General features: G+C 38.1%; 16 protein-coding genes, 1 pseudogene and 1 riboswitch. Of the genes and pseudogenes, 11 read left to right on the top strand and 6 right to left on the bottom strand.

Translation table 11 applies throughout. The features are described 5' to 3' along the window. The 8 genes from HWV01_RS09425 to HWV01_RS09390 all read left to right on the top strand — a co-directional run bounded on the left by HWV01_RS09425 (nucleotide 1) and on the right by HWV01_RS09390 (nucleotide 10,246). A complete protein-coding gene (locus HWV01_RS09425; protein ID WP_211675124.1) occupies nucleotides 1-837 on the top strand; it encodes an FTR1 family protein in 837 nt (278 codons plus the stop codon). Nucleotides 838-928: 91 nt separating this feature from the next. Further along, on the top strand, nucleotides 929-2,389 hold the full coding sequence (locus tag HWV01_RS09420) for an FAD-dependent oxidoreductase (protein ID WP_211675123.1): 1,461 nt from the start codon (nucleotides 929-931) through the stop codon (nucleotides 2,387-2,389). Further along, a complete protein-coding gene (locus tag HWV01_RS09415; RefSeq protein ID WP_211675122.1) occupies nucleotides 2,379-2,987 on the top strand; it encodes a hypothetical protein in 609 nt (202 codons plus the stop codon). Before HWV01_RS09420 ends, HWV01_RS09415 begins: the two co-directional genes overlap by 11 nt. After that, nucleotides 2,971-4,431, top strand: coding sequence for a hypothetical protein (locus HWV01_RS09410; protein ID WP_211675121.1), 1,461 nt, complete (start codon nucleotides 2,971-2,973; stop codon nucleotides 4,429-4,431). The genes HWV01_RS09415 and HWV01_RS09410 overlap by 17 nt, the downstream gene beginning before the upstream one ends. A gap of 98 nt (nucleotides 4,432-4,529) precedes the next feature. Next, nucleotides 4,530-7,466 carry a multiheme c-type cytochrome gene (locus HWV01_RS09405; RefSeq protein WP_211675120.1) on the top strand — a complete coding sequence of 979 codons (2,937 nt, stop codon included), beginning with the start codon at nucleotides 4,530-4,532 and terminating at the stop codon, nucleotides 7,464-7,466. Between the two features lie 243 nt (nucleotides 7,467-7,709). Beyond that, a complete protein-coding gene (locus tag HWV01_RS09400) occupies nucleotides 7,710-8,447 on the top strand; it encodes an EAL domain-containing protein (protein ID WP_211675119.1) in 738 nt (245 codons plus the stop codon). Nucleotides 8,448-8,659: 212 nt separating this feature from the next. Next, nucleotides 8,660-9,442 carry a LuxR C-terminal-related transcriptional regulator gene (locus HWV01_RS09395; RefSeq protein ID WP_211675118.1) on the top strand — a complete coding sequence of 261 codons (783 nt, stop codon included), beginning with the start codon at nucleotides 8,660-8,662 and terminating at the stop codon, nucleotides 9,440-9,442. A gap of 135 nt (nucleotides 9,443-9,577) precedes the next feature. After that, a complete protein-coding gene (locus HWV01_RS09390; protein WP_249185503.1) occupies nucleotides 9,578-10,246 on the top strand; it encodes an EAL and HDOD domain-containing protein in 669 nt (222 codons plus the stop codon). 5 nt (nucleotides 10,247-10,251) lie between these two features. On the opposite strand, the gene HWV01_RS09385 is transcribed toward HWV01_RS09390, so the two are convergent. Beyond that, nucleotides 10,252-10,833 carry a thymidine kinase gene (locus HWV01_RS09385; RefSeq protein ID WP_211675117.1) on the bottom strand — a complete coding sequence of 194 codons (582 nt, stop codon included), beginning with the start codon at nucleotides 10,831-10,833 and terminating at the stop codon, nucleotides 10,252-10,254. A 96-nt stretch (nucleotides 10,834-10,929) separates the two neighbouring features. Then, nucleotides 10,930-12,525: a Na+/H+ antiporter NhaC family protein gene (locus tag HWV01_RS09380; protein WP_211675116.1), complete on the bottom strand. Its 1,596-nt coding sequence runs from the start codon at nucleotides 12,523-12,525 to the stop codon at nucleotides 10,930-10,932. A 110-nt stretch (nucleotides 12,526-12,635) separates the two neighbouring features. Beyond that, nucleotides 12,636-12,820: riboswitch (Lysine riboswitch) on the bottom strand. 375 nt (nucleotides 12,821-13,195) lie between these two features. Here HWV01_RS09380 and HWV01_RS09375 point away from each other — a divergent pair. Continuing rightward, nucleotides 13,196-13,597 carry an H-NS family nucleoid-associated regulatory protein gene (locus HWV01_RS09375; protein WP_211675115.1) on the top strand — a complete coding sequence of 134 codons (402 nt, stop codon included), beginning with the start codon at nucleotides 13,196-13,198 and terminating at the stop codon, nucleotides 13,595-13,597. Nucleotides 13,598-13,607: 10 nt separating this feature from the next. After that, a complete protein-coding gene (locus tag HWV01_RS09370) occupies nucleotides 13,608-14,039 on the top strand; it encodes an HIT domain-containing protein (RefSeq protein WP_211675114.1) in 432 nt (143 codons plus the stop codon). Nucleotides 14,040-14,152: 113 nt separating this feature from the next. Here HWV01_RS09370 and HWV01_RS09365 read toward each other — a convergent pair. From HWV01_RS09365 to HWV01_RS09355, 3 genes and pseudogenes are all read right to left on the bottom strand, one after another. Continuing rightward, nucleotides 14,153-14,239: pseudogene (locus HWV01_RS09365) on the bottom strand (NAD-dependent epimerase/dehydratase family protein); the annotation flags it as partial. Nucleotides 14,240-14,278: 39 nt separating this feature from the next. Beyond that, entirely contained in the window at nucleotides 14,279-14,521 is a 243-nt protein-coding gene (locus HWV01_RS09360) for a DUF3820 family protein (RefSeq protein WP_211675113.1), read from the bottom strand. A gap of 119 nt (nucleotides 14,522-14,640) precedes the next feature. After that, entirely contained in the window at nucleotides 14,641-15,288 is a 648-nt protein-coding gene (locus HWV01_RS09355; protein ID WP_211675112.1) for a tRNA-uridine aminocarboxypropyltransferase, read from the bottom strand. A gap of 31 nt (nucleotides 15,289-15,319) precedes the next feature. Between HWV01_RS09355 and rrtA the strand changes: the two genes are divergently transcribed. Next, the gene (rrtA, locus tag HWV01_RS09350; protein ID WP_211675111.1) at nucleotides 15,320-15,898 is read left to right on the top strand and encodes a rhombosortase; all 579 of its coding nucleotides are present in this window, start codon (nucleotides 15,320-15,322) and stop codon (nucleotides 15,896-15,898) included. A 38-nt stretch (nucleotides 15,899-15,936) separates the two neighbouring features. Here rrtA and pyrF read toward each other — a convergent pair whose 3' ends face one another. Further along, nucleotides 15,937-16,638, bottom strand: a complete 702-nt coding sequence (pyrF, locus tag HWV01_RS09345) for an orotidine-5'-phosphate decarboxylase (RefSeq protein WP_211675110.1) — start codon at nucleotides 16,636-16,638, stop codon at nucleotides 15,937-15,939. Nucleotides 16,639-16,683 lie beyond the last annotated feature (45 nt).

Below are 16,683 nucleotides of genomic sequence, written 5' to 3'. Positions count from 1 at the left end.
ATGTTTGCCAGTTTTTTAATCACTTTTCGTGAAGGACTTGAAGCCTTCCTACTCGTTGGCATTATACTTTCTTACTTAGCAAAGCTTGGCCAATCAAAACATAACAAACTTATCTATCTAGGTGTTGCGCTCGGTTTAATTGCCTCATTAATTGTCGCTTTCATTTTCCAGTTCGTTGTCGATCAGTTCGACTCGCATGAATATCGTAATTTATTAATGGCGGGTATTTTAGGCTTCGCGACCTTGGTACTCACCTACATGGCCATTTGGATGCAACGCCAAGCCAAAACCCAAGTCTCTAACATGCAAGAAAACATTCGCGAGATCTTAACCACAGGTAATGTCTTTGGTTTAATCTTTTTAGCTTTCCTTGCAGTAATGCGCGAAGGATTTGAAACCGTACTATTTTTCTCGGCGTTAATGTATTCAGGTCAAGGTGATTTCTCACTACAAGATGGGTTGATCGGTGCTGGCGCAGGCTTAATCGCATCGCTGGTATTGGTTGTCGTACTGATGCGTGGTAGCCGCAAAGTGCCACTACAAGCATTCTTTAAATGGACAAGCTTGCTGATTATCATTATTGCCGCAGGTCTATTGTCTTCGGCAAGTAACATGTTACAAAGCGCAGATGTATTACCGGTCTTCCAGACTGCCGTGTTTGATATTAGCCATATCCTTGATGACCAAGGCGTATTTGGTACTTTCTTGCGTGCTTTATTTGGCTATAATTCATCACCGAATTTATTACCGCTTGTTATTTGGTTCGCTTATTTAGCGATATTCACTGTGTTTTGGCATCGTGGATACCAAGCGCCAGCTAAAACAGCCACAACTTAGTTTTAAACAATAAAATGAGTGGCGAACATAAATACAATCTCTTTATGTTCGCCATGTAAGAATAAAAAGCATATTAATCATTGAGTAAATAATGTCGAAAGAAATTGTAATTTTAGGTGCTGGTCCAGCCGGACTAATGGCCGCATGGGAATTTAATCAAGCTGGTTACCAAGTAACTATCCTAGAACGTGAAGAGTTTGTTGGCGGCATGTGCGCAACGCAAACCTTCCAAGGTGAAAAAGGTGAATACCGCTTTGACTATGGTGGCCATCGCTTTATTACTAAAAACCCGAAACTATTACAGTTTATCGATGACTTAATGAGTGACGATTTGCTGTATGCAGAGCGTACCAGTGTGATCCGTTTTAAAGGACGTACCTACAACTACCCGCTTGCAATTGGCAACTTATTACGTAATGCACCGTTAAGTTTATTAGCTGGTGCGGCTGTAGACTTGGTATTCAAATTACCCTTCCAAAAACGCCCAAGTGAACAAAGTACCAGTAACTTTGCAGAATGGATTGAAACGCGCTTCGGTACCACCTTATACAAAAACTTTTTTGAAGGTTACACCGGTAAACTATGGGGTATCGACCCACGTCAATTATCAGCCGACTGGGCATCGCAACGCATTAGTTTGCTAGATTTAAAAGATGTTGCTCGACGTTTAATACCAACGCGTGGCGCAACACCGCGTACTTACGCTAAAAAATACCGTTATCCTAAACTCGGCTTTGGCCAAATGTACACCAAACTTGCAGAAAGACTGCAAGAACAAGGAGTAACGATTGTTCGAGGCGCTAACATCACCGCATTAGAACAAGGTCGAAATGCGCTTAAAAATAATCGTAGAATTGATGCCGTCACTTATGAACTTAACGGTGAGACACACTCAATTAACTGTGATCACGTTGTCGGCACTATTCCTTTACCTGTGGTTTGTACTTTAACAGGATTTGATTCTGGCCTAACTTATCGTTCATTGCGCTTCTTCAACATGCCTATGGCAACAGAAAACGTGTCACAAAATACTTGGCAGTACCTGTCTGATCCAGAGTTAATCGGTACGCGTTTGCAAGAACCACGTCGTCGTTCGCCATTCATGGCACCCAAAGGACAAACATCGGTGATGATCGAGATCCCGTGTAATAAAGATGACGATGTTTGGCACATGGACAACGACAAACTATTAAAACGCGTAAAACAAGATCTTAATCACCTAGGAGTGCCAGATGTAAGTACCGGTGAGTTTTTTACCACTTACACCGAATACGCTTATCCAATGATGGACGTGAGTTATAACGCCAAACGCGAAGCCGCAATTACGCACCTTCACCAATTTGATAATTTAGTGATGACTGGTCGCCAAGGTACTTTCCGTTACATCTTCACCGATACAGCAATGGAAATGGGCTTAATGGCGGCAGAAGGTATTATTAAGGGTGAAGATAATCGTCGCCAGATCTTTGATCACCGTAACGAAAAAACAGTGATTGAAGTACAAAGCATTATGGATGATAAAAAAACGCCAGAGGAAAAAAATGTCGCTTAAAACAATCAATAGAATTACGGTAAAATCATTTATCTTAAGCTTATTCGTATTATTATTTAGTGCGCAAAGCTTTGCTTATTCTTATGCTGCCGCAGGTAAAGAGCCATTAATTGAGGGTCGAGAAGCCTTGTTAAAAGCGTTATCGGCAAATGATTATACTGCAGTACAAACTGCCTATGATTCGATGCAGAAAGAATTCGTTTATTTCAACGAACACCATGGGCTCGCTGTCGATCAACAAATGCAAACAGCAATCACCAATAAAGATCAACAAGGTGTAACCACAGCATTAATCACCACGATAAAAGCAGAAGTTATGCGTCGTCTCAACGGTGCAGAGCAAAACATTAATGACTACCAAGTGGCTAAAGTCTTAGTGGTGAAAAGTAAATTATTTATTGATTTACTTGCTGCCGATTTAACCGCTGATAATCGTCAACAGGCCGATATTGCCATTCGCGGTGCCCTTGCGTCGATTGGTAATCCAGGTGTATTTGGTGTAGGTCAAAAGCCTGCAGATGTAACGCGCTACATTAAATACCGCACTAATTTACAAGCTGCATTACAATTTACATTGCCTGATGCTCCAACAAAGTAATAAACCTTGGCACCCTGGTTTAATCGTTAGTATTAGCTTAATAGCCTGCATTGCAGGCTATTTTGGCCTACTCAATTATTATAGCTTTGATATTAGCAGTGATGATGCGCTTTATTTTCAGCGTGCGCTTAGCCACTTTTCAGTATTAGAATTTAGCCCTCACTTTCCCGGTTACCCTGGTTTTGTTTGGCTAGAACGACTTATCAGTGCGATAAGTTCACATCCCAACAGTAATGTCTTACTCAGTTTCCTTTCTGCAATAGCGTTAACCTGCATTGTTTTTGTGTATTGCTATCAACGTATGCGAATAAAGTCATTTGCATTATTCGCAGTTGTACTTTTTTTACTGCAAGGTAACATTGCAGAATTAGCCTTAAACGGTTTATCAGACGCTTCCGCTCTGTGGTTCTTTAGCTTATATTTATTATTAACCCGTTTTCATTTACCGCTCGGCTCAAACCTTTTATTAAAGACTAAATTACACCGTGTATTACAGCCTCTTTTACAAAGTCAAACATTCAGCGCTATTATCAGCGGATTATTACTGGCTGCATGCCTAGCAACCCGGCCTTCTTATTTACCCTTAGTCGCCTGCGCGCTCCTGCTCGCTCTCTGTTACAACAGCCAACGATACTCAAACTACAAACGACTCGGTTGGCAGATATTAAGCATCACCCTGGTAGGCATCATTTGTGCGCTCTACGTATTCATGCAAGACGGTTGGGCCTATATAGAGGAAGGACAGCGATTCACCCAAGGTCACTTTACTATTTGGGGTAATACTACAAGTACAACAGATTCACGACTGATCCAGTGGCTGACGACATTAACGAATACCTACTCCACTCTCGGGGTAATATTATTAACTTCGATGCTTACCATTGGTTTATATCTACCAAAAACCCGTGGATTAAGTATTCTCGTGTGCTGTTGGTTTGCCTGGATCATCCGAGGCCAGAATCCAGAGAATATCCGTCACTTAGCTGTTTTTAGTTTATTACTACCGATTATCTGCGCGCAACTCTTGGAACACGTTTACCAAACGCAGCGTATTCGACCCGCTCTATATATATTAAGTATTACCTTACTCGTGACACTGGGTTATCACAGTATCAAACAATTCACCCAACAACAAAATGCCCCAGTATTACAAGCGACTCAGTTCTTTAACACAATAGATAATCAGCAAATTATCATCAGTAATTATAATATTGATAATTTACGGCATAACCTACCACAACATGTCATCTTAGACCGTCATTATCAGAGCAGTAGTAATTATCAAGCCCAACAGCAAGGCTACTGGCGACTAAGCAGTAATAAACTAGGTACTGATAAACGCGTAAATGACGATTTAGTGGCATTATTTAAAGGCCGCTTTCTTGGCGAACGAAATTTATACTTATATTACTTTGATCTGAATCATTTAAATCCGCGATCATAGCTACAAATATTGCACTATGATTTCAACGCGATATAATGATAACCATTCTTAATCGTAATGCCACCTTTCCCCCACCAAGATGCCGTAGATCTATGAATATGAATATAAATATTTTTCCTAAATTAATGTTCGCCTTGTTACTTTTAGCAAGCCACTCGCTTTATGCTAGCACTACTTATTCAAATACAAAAAGTAACAGCTTATTACTATCTATAGATGGTACGCAGTTTATTAGTGCAAACATGGACGCTGGTAGCGTCAGTCTTATTAACGCAGAAAGCGGCAAGCTAATGGCTGAACAAGCCCTCGGTAAAGACCTACGTCGACTTGCATTAGACCCAATAAATAATCAATTATTAGTCAGTGATTATCTTGCCGATCAACTGTACCTCATTGATGCTAAAAGCCTGAAACTCATTAAAACAATCAAAACAGGCTATCGCCCGTTTGGTATTGTTTATGATGGATATAATAAACAATACTACGTCACATTGTTTGAAGCGAAACAGCTAATAACCGTTTCAACCGACGGTAAAATAACCGCAACAACACAAACAGCAGATACACCGCGTGGTCTTGCATTAGCAGGTGATGGGCGTTTATTTGTTACTCACAGCATGACCGGCCAAGTGTCCATCTATAATACGCGCACACCAAACCTCGAATTAAACAAAATCATTCAACTTGCCGATACCCCAGAACATAGCTCTCGTGCAACACCACAAGGTAAACCGCGTGTATTAGATAACATTGCGATCTCTCCAGATGGCACACAAGCTTGGTTACCCCATGTACTGTGGTCATTTACACAAGACTTTCATTTTCAATCGACCGTCTTCCCAACGATTTCGTTACTTGATCTAACACCAGGTAAAGAAAAAGAACTAGTCGATAAACGTAAACAATTATTCAAACAAATAAACATCATTGAGAACAACAATACCACGCGTATTGTGTCTAACCCACATGACGTGGCGTTCCGTGAAGACGGCAAAAAAGTATTTATTACTCTCTCTGGTTCAGAAGACCTGCTCGTGTTTGATTTATCTCGGCAAGGTAAAATAGGTAAAAAACCTAAACGCCATCGCCGTACCAAATTACAAGGCGGTGTGAAAGCGACACAAATTTATCGTCATATTCCCGGCACTAATCCGCGTAGCCTGATTGAAAAAGACGGTACACTCTATGTCCAAAACGCCATGTCTCACGACTTAGTGAGTTTTGATGTGAGTGGTAAAGGTCCGTTTGCTAAAGTTAAACTGGCTAATGCCCAGTTTTCCCAGTTAATTAGTCAAGATCCCATTGCACCAGAACTACGCTTGGGTAAAACCCTCTTTAATCTTGCAAATAGTGATAAATTTGAAAACAGCGCCATGGCAGGTGATTATTGGATGAGCTGTAACTCTTGCCACCTTGACGGGTTTAACTTCACTAACAAATACTTATTAGCCGACGGTACCAAAGACGTTAAAGAAAATGCCATGACGGGACATGTAGGTTTGGCAACCATGATCGCTGGCGACCCTATCGAAGCCTATATAGATATGATTCAAAAAACCCAAGGTGGTATGGGGACCGACCCGAAAAAACCAGAACTACCTAAAGTTGATCCTAAATCACCGTCTGCAGAGATCGTACGCTTAATGTCAGCATTAAACATGTACGTGACAACGAAAGAAAACTTACCTTATCTATCAACCTGGTTACGTTTTGATGACGAACGCAAGTTCACTCACAAATCTGAATGGTTAAATTCAGCAAGTTGTGAATCATGCCATAGCACCCTCTACAAACAGTGGGCTGACTCTAACCATGGGATGCACATGGATAGCCCTTATTACCGTTTCCAAGAAAACTTAGCCGCAGAATCAGAAGGTGAACCATTTAGAAATTTATGCCGTGGCTGTCATGCACCGCAAACCTTACTTAACAACAATAAAGCACCCTTGACTCATCTTAACAACATGTATGAAAAAGAAGGGCAGAGCCTACGTGATGCACTAAAAGAAGGTCTACCTGTTGATGAAACTGGCACCAGTTGTGTTTTCTGTCATCGAATCACCAAAGCGGAAGACGCTGGCGGTAATACCGACCTTACGGTTAACTTAAAAGATCGTGCTAAGTACCTGTTTGAGTTCTCTAACAACCCAGTGCTAAAATTCGCTGCTGAAGCACAGATAAATGCATCACCACAGCAGCACAAAGACAGCTATTCAAACCCAGAGCTGTACAAGAGCTCATTATATTGTGCGACCTGTCATAATGAATTCACCCCCGGTCAAGGTGCCAATGTGAATAACAACTATGGCGAATGGCAAGCCTCCAAATTTAACGCACCGGATAATCCAGAACAGAACAAAACCTGCATTGATTGCCACATGCGTATGGATATGACTGATTTTGATAAAAAGGTACCAGGACAAGCCACGGATAATGGACCAATTAAACCAAACTTAATTGCGCATAACTTTATTGGTGGTAACTATTACTTCTCTGACATGCGTTCGAAAGAACACGGTAAACTCAGCCGTGAAATTTTACGTAACGCCCTACTGCTCGACGTTGAAACCAGCGAAGATGGCCGTACTATTGATGTGAAAATCACAAACCATAATACAGGTCACAAAATGCCGGGTGGCGCACGTCGTCAAGTATGGGTTGATCTTGTAGTAACGGATAGTAAAGGCGTAGAGCGCTTAGTGAGTGGTCAGTTAAACGATGGTTACTTACCAAAAGACAGCCGTGTGTTTGCTAAAAAGTCTGGTTACATGCACGGCGAACCCGTTGGTCTTAAATTCTGGCGCGTCGAGAAGATTCTATCGGATACCCGTATCTCTCCTGATGAAACTCGTGTTGAATCATTTGAACTACCTGAAGGTATCAGCTATCCAATCACGGTAGTCGCTAAAATTAATTACCGTTCGTTCTCAAAACCACTAACAAGTAAGGTCCAAGCAGCCTTCCCTGAGCAAAATATTCCTTTTGCTGATGTGATTGAATTAAATAAAGTCACCAAGGTTTTCCGTAACAAATAACATCTAACCACACGATTAGAATTGAGGCTGTAATCCTATTTTACAGCCTCAAATCAAAGCAGTAGTTTTACTGTATGATTCAATCACTATCTAACCTATGATTCTCCTCATCATCTAGCTCCATTTATAATATCCTTAATTTAGATGACCTTACTCGTGAAAAGTACTAACTAATTATTATTTTTATAACTTTAGCTTCACGATCCCGTAGAGAAATGAAAACAAATTTCATCAAGGTTTCTTATGTTTTATACAAAAATAAAAAATAAAAATTCATTCATATTGAAAAACAACACCAATAACTCCTCCGCTGAGTTCTATCTTGTAGCGCAACCCATTGTTCAACCTAAAAGTAGAAATGTGATTGCAATTGAAGTATTGACCAATTTGATTAGCAGCTCGAATGGGACTATTCACGCTGAAGATTTTTTTAGTGACATTTCAAATGAATTTATAAAATCATTAATCATGATTCAAATTGAAGAATTAAATAATATAAAGGTTGCAATAAATAGTAAAAATATAGTTGCATCAATTAACATTCCATTTGATTTACTTTCTGATATCGAATTCATAAGATTAATCATTAATAAAAGTCAAGTTAAAGTTGCGCTCGAGGTAACAAACTTCAAAAATTCAACCTTGATGACAGACAATATAAAAAAATCTGTCTCAATAATAAAAGAACATGGCTTTGAACTGTGGTTGGATGATTTCACATCTGAAGATATACCAAGTAATGCGCTGTATTTATTAAAATGGGATCGAGTTAAAATAGATAAAACGTTCATCTATAGGCATATAAACAACCATTCTTTAATTTCAGATTTACTGAACTACGTTTCTAATTTTTCATTTAATAGTATCGTATTCGAAGGTATTGAATCAGATTATCAGAATGATCAAATATCAAAATTTAACTGTCTCTGCCAAGGTTACCTTTATAGTCGTCCGTTAAGACTATCCCACATGGTACTGTAATTCTCTTATTAGGCTACAACACCTAAAAATTGTAAATAATTATTTACACGCAATTGTTCTTTTAAAACAAACTATTAAGCTAATGCTAGGTTTTATCTAATTAAACACATCAATCAATATAAATATGTATTTGCAGTATTTTTACTCTAGTACTCACCATTTATTTCAATAAAATACTTTAAACATTACTTATGTTTAGAATGAGATTTAATATGCAACACACTCAACACTCTAGCTTTGAAAAGTTAATGATTGATCAGTCAAACGCTTTAATGTCTAGTGACCCTAGAAAATTTATATCAACTTGGCGTAATACCTCTTTAAGCGTTATGAATTGGTTTAATATTGATAGAATATGTCTACATCCAAATACAAAAGTGTTAGTTAATAACTGCAAGGTAGAGTCTGTCGAGCGGGATGGAATACCGCCTTTAAGCTTGGATCATTTGATTGAAAATGATTATTCCGACTATTTTACATTATTTAGAGAAAAAAAAGATTGGGTGATTTTTAATGCCCAAGAGCTTAAAAAGCATAAAAACAATGTACTAAGCAAGCTGTATCAACAAGGGGGTCGTTGGCATTGCATCATTCTTTTACAAAGCTTTGGCCAAAGCTGGGGGCTTCTAACCGTGACTTGCTTTGAAAATAATAATAAAAAGTTCAACGTAATCGACCTACAACGTTTAAAACTATTATGTGAACTTTGGTTATGCTATTGGCAAAATTCAACATTAATTCGAACTTTGCATCAAGGTGAAATTGTATCAATAAATGAAAGTGAGAAAATTTTTAAACTGACTAAAAAGCAACGAGCTGTGCTTACATTACTTGCTCAAGGTAACACTGCAAAACAATGCGCAGATAAACTTAATTTAAGCTCTCGTACAATTGAATCTCATAAATACCGTATGCTCGATATACTGAACTTAGATAAGCATTCAAATTTAATCCAGTTTGCATTACGTAATGGCTTAGGAATTTCAGAAGATTAAGTTATGTAAATGACGGAAAACTACTACTAGCGGATATAATTACCGCTATTACTCAAGCATAGTACCGAGCAACCCCTCACCCAAAACGTTGAACTTTTACCTATACTTTCTAATTAATTCGCCTTTTTGAGTATTATGCATAAGCTTATAGATATCTTTGTAAATAAAGTAACCTCTATGCACGCATATATAGCTAAGCAACCGATCCTAAATAGTGCTCGTCACATAGTGGCTTATGAACTTTTATATCGTGATAGTTTAGAAAATACGTTTCCACTTATTAATGCCGAAATTGCGACAGAGCGATTGGTTTATGACCATTTATTAAGTTCCAACATTGATAAATTGGTTGATAACAAACCTTACTTTATTAACTTCACAGAGAAAAGCATTCTCAATGGTCTACCTAAAAAGCTCATTAATAAACCCATTGTAATTGAAGTACTTGAAGATGTGCCACCCACACAGGCAGTATTAAGGGCGTTAAAGAAATTTAAAAATGATGGATTTACAATTGCATTAGATGATTTTATTTATTCTGAAGACTGGCTACCATTTTTTGGTGTTGTCGATATTATTAAGTTTGATATTACCCTCACCTCATTTAACGAGATAAAAGAATTAACACCATTATTAGAAAAATATGGCATAAGTACTCTAATCGAAAAAATAGAAACTGAGGAGCAATTTAAACAAGCTAAAAAGCTCCAAAGTACATATTTTCAAGGCTATCTGTTTGCAGAACCTGAAATTGTGCTAAACGATATTAATAAACCAGATTTAGACATAATCAACTTTAATTAATTCGATTAACGGCTCGCATTACCATTCATGAAATGCTTACGGCACAGTGAGACATAACGCTCATTACCACCAATTTCAACTTGCTCACCTTCTCTTAATACCACACCGCAATCACTGACCCTAGCATTCATGTGCGCTTTATTACCACACCAACAGACTGTTTTAAGTTCTTCAACTTTATCTGCAAGACACATTAAGTGGTATGAACCTTCAAACATCTCTAATTTAAAATCTGTTTTCAATCCATACACAATCACAGGAATATTGAGTTGGTCAACCACATTGGCTAATTGGTAAACCTGTTCTCGAGATAGAAATTGACCTTCATCGATTATGAATACGTCAATTTTTTCATTTTCTAATCGTGTAGATACCGTGGTAAATAAATTGGTCTCTTTCTCAAATACATCAACTTCTAGTTTTAAGCCAACACGCGCGCCTATCACACCTTTACCGTAGCGACTATCACACTCAGGTGTCATCGCTAATGGGTGCATACCACGCTCAATATAATTAAAGTGAGCTTGGATCAATTGTGTTGATTTACCTGAATTCATAGCTGCAAATTTGAAATGCAAAGATGCCATTTTATACCCTCAAAAAAAACGCCTGTATAAACAGGCGTATATAATTACTTCACATTAATACCACTCATTATAAACAGCGTGTTATTAATGTCTTATTTATACTTTACGACTTACTCGCGACATAATAGCAATCACAATTGTAAATGCAATTGCTGAAGCGATAAAGCCAGAAAGCACAGAGCTTGTTATGCCAAGTACCAAATAACCAATCGCACTTACTAACGCAATTGATAGCGCATATGGAAGCTGTGTCATTACGTGATCCATATGATGACAGTTGGCACCCGTTGACGATAGGATCGTAGTATCAGAGATAGGTGAACAATGATCGCCAAATACAGAACCCGCAAGCACAGATGCTAACATAGGCAACATCAACGAAATTTCTGTACCCGCAGCCATATCTCCCGCGATTGGTAACATGATACCGAATGTGCCCCAGCTTGTTCCCGTTGCAAATGCCATAAAGCCTGCTAATACAAACATGATAATCGGTAATAAACTCATTGGGATTGAATCCCCCACTAATGCAGCAAGGTATTTACCAGTTTCCATAGAACCAATAGTTGAACCAATAGCCCATGCGAAGAATAAGATATAAACCGCTGGTAGCATTGATTTAGCACCGTGGAAACTTGCTTGTGCGAGTAATGAAATAGACACACCAGAAATGAGACTCAGCACAAGTGCCACAGCAAGGCCAGATAAAGCACCATAAACTAAAGAACTACCTACATCTGTATTTTCAAATGCGCCGAGAATATTAAATTCTTTGCCATCCGCAGCTAGCGCCGATGCGCCCGAGTTCATCATAAAAAAGATAGTAGCAAAGATAAGCACTAAAATAGGTAAAATAAGACCTGAAATATAACCACCTTCAGCTTCTTCTAATTCTATTGTTGAACCCGCTGGATTACCTTTTTTAGCATCAAACAACTCACCATTTTTTGCCGCTTTTTCTTCTTTTGCCATCAAACCAAAATCAAGGTTGAAGCAAGCAACCGCAAATACCATTGCAATAGCAAAGATAGCGTAGAAGTTCATTGGTATCATTTGAACAAATGCCGCTAGAGGGCTGATATCCGTAATAGCGTGACTGGCTAAAATACCACCAATAACAGCAATGATATAAGCACCCCAACTTGAAATTGGCATTAATACACACATAGGAGCTGCGGTAGAATCAAGCAGATAAGCTAATTTAGCACGAGAAACTTTATAATGGTCTGTCAGTGGACGACTTACACTACCCACCGCAAGGCTATTAAAGTAATCATCAACAAAGATGAAAACACCTAAAAAAGCGGTCAGCAATGTACTACCACGACGAGTCGTAATTCGCTGTTTTGCCCAATCAGCAAACGCACTAGTTGCGCCGCTTACCATCATAATACTCGTTAACATACCAAGTATGAATAGGAATATGATGATTGATAAGTTCCAAGTATTGAACGAACCCACGTCCCAGAATGATCCTTTGCTCGCATCACCAGATTCCCAAACCAAACTTAATGATAAGTCTACAAGGTGTTTAGCTGCACCAACAACATTAAAGTCGGTTAAAAATAGTGCGCCAAGTAAAATACCACAACCAAGTGACAACAATACTCTACGTGTAAGAATTGCTAATGTAAGTGCAACTAGTGGTACAACTAGCGATAACGCTGAGTCTGAATAATTAATGAGTTCCATGATCCCTTTGACCTAATAATTTTTACAGGGAACCACTAAACAAGACAGATGAGATGTGCAATAAGGATATTTACAATATGATAGATGTAAAGATTACCCATATTCTCTTCTATTTCAGTAGCGCCCCATAGTTAATATAAATTGACTATGACAGTGATGTCTCTATTCGAACACATCACCAGAATGAATATTTTTAGCTTAAAAACCCATTCTTCGGCGCAATTCCCTTTTGTGTTGCTATTATCGGAGCTACCTAAATAACACTACTTATGAATTGCGCACCTCTACTTAGGAGGAAGCCCGATAATAGCAGATAATTTCACCACTTCAAGACAACACAGGTGTTAACGTTCACAAAACAAACAACACATGATATAAGGGTCTGATTGATAAACTAATTATTTTTACCCGCATAGAGTAAATCAACATCAAAAAACTGACCATTAAATGACTTAAAAATAAAGTGAATTGACTTCAAGTAATAATAATTTAATGGTTTAAAGTTACATATCTAAATATATTTTACTGACTTAATCTATTCTAGCTAAGTTAAATAAATTAGTGTAAATAGATTTTTGTTATTTATTTAACTATTGTATATTAACCGCATTAAAGTATATTAATATAATTGCAGTTTATTAATCCCACCGTCTATATTTAGGTACTAATTATGAATGATTTTATTAAAGTGTTTTTAAATGCTCGTAGCCTACGCGCTGTAACAAAAGAATTAAGCGTTGTCCAACTTGAAGATGTTTTAATTAAATTCACAAAGATTGTTGAAGATAGAAAAGAATCTGAAGCCGCTGAATTAGAAAAACAGCAAGAAAAACAAGCAATGATGAACGACATATTATTACAGTTGAAAGAAAACGGTATCAGCCCTGAAGAATTAATGAATTTAACTGATTCAACAATTGAGAAAACAAAGACTAAACGTGGTCCTCGCCCTGCAAAATACTCGTATGACCTAAACGGTGAAACGAAAACATGGACAGGTCAAGGACGTATGCCCTTGCCACTTCAAGAAGTGATGAATGAGAAAGGTTCAATTGAAGAATTCTTAATATAGAGGGATTCGCGTGACTCAGTTTTTATTGCATCCACAACTTGCAGCTGATACAACCTTAATTGGTGAGTTCCCGCTATGCCAAGTACTGTTAGCAAACGACGGTAATTTCCCGTGGTTAATTTTAGTACCTAAAGTTAATGGCATCACTGAATTTCATGAATTAACGAATGAACAGCAGGCTCAATTTTTAATTGAATCAAATACAGTAAGTCGGTTATTAAAAGATGGGCTAAGTGCAGATAAAATAAATATCGCAGCATTAGGGAATATGGTTCCGCAATTACATATTCATCATGTAGCGCGTTTTAAAGAAGATGCTTGCTGGCCAAAACCTATTTGGGGTCAACTCCCCCCAATAAGCAGAACACCACAGCAAGCAGCCAAGCTGATAACGATGATATCAACAACGCTGAAAGCTGGATTTATCAGCGAATCAAATTAATCGTTGGTACAACCACTCGTGGTTATTTGATTGCCAGCGCCAAGTGTCAACCGTCATATCTGATACTTGGCGTGTTGCTTTCCAACCGAGTTCTCGTTCAGCTAGATCTGTCGCAGCATAACATTTTGCCCTGCGGCTAATAACTCTAAAACTGTATGGCTACCAATATACCCGGCACCACCTGTTACTAAAATGGCCATTCTAAATTCCTTTTTAAAGCGTAAATATTAAATAAAGGTTTACCGCCCTTCACTATTTAAATATTTCGATGGGCGCTTCAACAATGGTGCTAGCATAGACTCGAGTCCATTTAACTTCACTTCGTATATTAGCGCAAGTTGTTGCCCTAACTTAGAATCAGGAAAGCCATTACTGTGAAACCAAACTAAATAAGGTTCAGGTAATTCAAGTAAAAGCCGTCCTCGGTATTTACCAAACGGCATCACAGTATTGATTGCTTCAATTAACTGTTGTTGTGACATATAAAATCCAATGTTAACTAATGATCTAGTGTAATACGTCTCATTTAGCCATAATATTTCACATTATTAAGCTGCTTATCTGACTGAGGTACTTTTATTTTATCAGAGAATATCTAAGACTATTTATAATTTTTATTAAATAAATCCGCTGGCATCTGTGCAATTTGAAAATTAATCATATATTCAAATGCAGTCAGCAAAGGCTGATATTTTATTTTATCTTTTTCTAATGTTGAAAGTAATAAGTAACCAGCTTCAACCGTCGATAGTCCCCCTTCGATCGAGGTTTGTCTAATTGTATATTGGCTTTTTTCTTCAGCGCTCAATCGCACAGCAGGTATACCTTGTAGATTCGTTGATGTTTGATACATTTTAAATGCTTTACGCCATGTACCATCCAATAAAATAAACGTGCGCTTCATGTTATGTTTTAAAATTGCACTGTTACTAACCATATCACTGCTTTTTGCAATGCTCAATCGCTCCACCTCAATACTCTCTTCACTTGGGTAGAGTAAATAACATTGTCGTGTTGGATCGTTTAATATTTCATTTAACTGCGTATTATCAGTAAAGTTCTCGCCAATTATAATTTGACATTGTGGTAATGAAAGATTGAGAATACGGGCGGTTCCGATCGCATTTTTAACTTCACCTGGGTGTTGTAATATAATTAATTCAATATCAGAATCAATAACCGTTATGTGCTGACATATACAGGCTGCTAATGCTTTATCACATACAATACACTTTTTTCTTTTACTCACGACAAACCTAAATATTATGGATTGATAAGATATGCTAATTCAACATAGATGGCTAAGCTGGCTCATTCTCGGACTGTTATGCCTTATTATTTATGCCTTATCCACCGAAAATATAACCGCCTTAGATTATAACAGGGAATTGATTATCGATGGTGAATTATGGCGTTTAATCACTGGTAATTTTAACCATACAAATATCTATCATGTACTGTTAAACGTCTGTGCGTTGGCTGTTATTAGCGGACTACATTACCGTTATTATAGTGCGACGGTTTACCTTAGTTTAATTTTAATATTATCAATTGGCGTTGGCGCTGGTATATTCTTGCTATCGCCTAGCACGCATTTATATGTCGGATTATCAGGTATACTACATGGCATTATCATTGTCGGCGCGATTATTGACGTGACGAAACAGTATTATTCCGGTTACATTTTAATTGCAGGTACGATTATCAAAATCATCAATGAACAATTTTTCAATAGCCCGATAGAGATGAGTAAGTTAATTCAAGCTCAAGTGCTCACCGAGGCGCATCTGTATGGTCTTGTAACAGGATTAATTATTGCCCCACTGTTTGTTTATCTAAATAAAAAAAAGAGCGCCTGAGCGCTCTTATCGATATGCATATTGAATTAAAGAATCATTTAGCTCGCTAAACTTTCATTAATTTCAGTTAACACTTGCATTGGTGATTCAGCTTGTGTGATTGGTCGACCGATTACTAAATAATCGGAACCAGCAGCAACCGCTTCAACAGGAGTCATAATACGACGCTGATCACCTGCTGCAGAGCCTGCAGGTCGAATCCCAGGCGTGATCAATAGGAAAGAATCGCCCAATTCTTTTTTCAGCATTGATGCTTCTTGTGAAGAACAAACGACACCGTCTAAGCCACTTTTTTGTGTTAGCGTCGCTAAACGGATAACCTGTTCGGCAGGTGTAATATTAACACCCATTTGTGCGAGATCTTCTTGCTCCATACTTGTTAATACAGTGACAGCAATCAGAATCGGTGCTTTATCGCCATAAGGAACCAGCGCTGCTTTTGCCGCTTCCATCATACGTTGACCACCACAAGCATGTACATTCACCATCCACACACCCAACTCAGCAGCAGCGGCAACAGCTTTCGCTACTGTATTTGGAATATCATGAAACTTAAGGTCCAAGAATACATCAAAATCACGTGCAACTAATTTGCGAACAAATTCTGGTCCAAATAACGTGAACATTTCTTTGCCTACTTTCAGACGGCATTGGCTAGGATTGATTTTATCAACAAAATTCAATGCACTTGCTTCATCAGCATAGTCAAGTGCGACAACTACTTTACTCTCTTGCAACATATTTTTTCCTAGGTCCGAGTTACTCATTATCGTATTACAAATTCG

This window comes from Moritella sp. 5, from assembly GCF_018219455.1.
Taxonomy (GTDB): Bacteria; Pseudomonadota; Gammaproteobacteria; order Enterobacterales; family Moritellaceae; genus Moritella.
Note: the sequence above shows the minus strand (reverse complement) of the source record. Positions and strands in the feature narration are given on the sequence as shown.

Coding starts and splice junctions, on each gene's coding strand:
- HWV01_RS09425 (WP_211675124.1), top strand. CDS start 1: ATGTTTGCCAGTTTTTTAATCACTTTTCGTGAAGGACTTGAAGCCTTC.
- HWV01_RS09420 (WP_211675123.1), top strand. CDS start 929: ATGTCGAAAGAAATTGTAATTTTAGGTGCTGGTCCAGCCGGACTAATG.
- HWV01_RS09415 (WP_211675122.1), top strand. CDS start 2,379: ATGTCGCTTAAAACAATCAATAGAATTACGGTAAAATCATTTATCTTA.
- HWV01_RS09410 (WP_211675121.1), top strand. CDS start 2,971: ATGCTCCAACAAAGTAATAAACCTTGGCACCCTGGTTTAATCGTTAGT.
- HWV01_RS09405 (WP_211675120.1), top strand. CDS start 4,530: ATGAATATAAATATTTTTCCTAAATTAATGTTCGCCTTGTTACTTTTA.
- HWV01_RS09400 (WP_211675119.1), top strand. CDS start 7,710: ATGTTTTATACAAAAATAAAAAATAAAAATTCATTCATATTGAAAAAC.
- HWV01_RS09395 (WP_211675118.1), top strand. CDS start 8,660: ATGCAACACACTCAACACTCTAGCTTTGAAAAGTTAATGATTGATCAG.
- HWV01_RS09390 (WP_249185503.1), top strand. CDS start 9,578: ATGCATAAGCTTATAGATATCTTTGTAAATAAAGTAACCTCTATGCAC.
- HWV01_RS09385 (WP_211675117.1), bottom strand. CDS start 10,833: ATGGCATCTTTGCATTTCAAATTTGCAGCTATGAATTCAGGTAAATCA.
- HWV01_RS09380 (WP_211675116.1), bottom strand. CDS start 12,525: ATGGAACTCATTAATTATTCAGACTCAGCGTTATCGCTAGTTGTACCA.
- HWV01_RS09375 (WP_211675115.1), top strand. CDS start 13,196: ATGAATGATTTTATTAAAGTGTTTTTAAATGCTCGTAGCCTACGCGCT.
- HWV01_RS09360 (WP_211675113.1), bottom strand. CDS start 14,521: ATGTCACAACAACAGTTAATTGAAGCAATCAATACTGTGATGCCGTTT.
- rrtA (WP_211675111.1), top strand. CDS start 15,320: ATGCTAATTCAACATAGATGGCTAAGCTGGCTCATTCTCGGACTGTTA.
- pyrF (WP_211675110.1), bottom strand. CDS start 16,638: ATGTTGCAAGAGAGTAAAGTAGTTGTCGCACTTGACTATGCTGATGAA.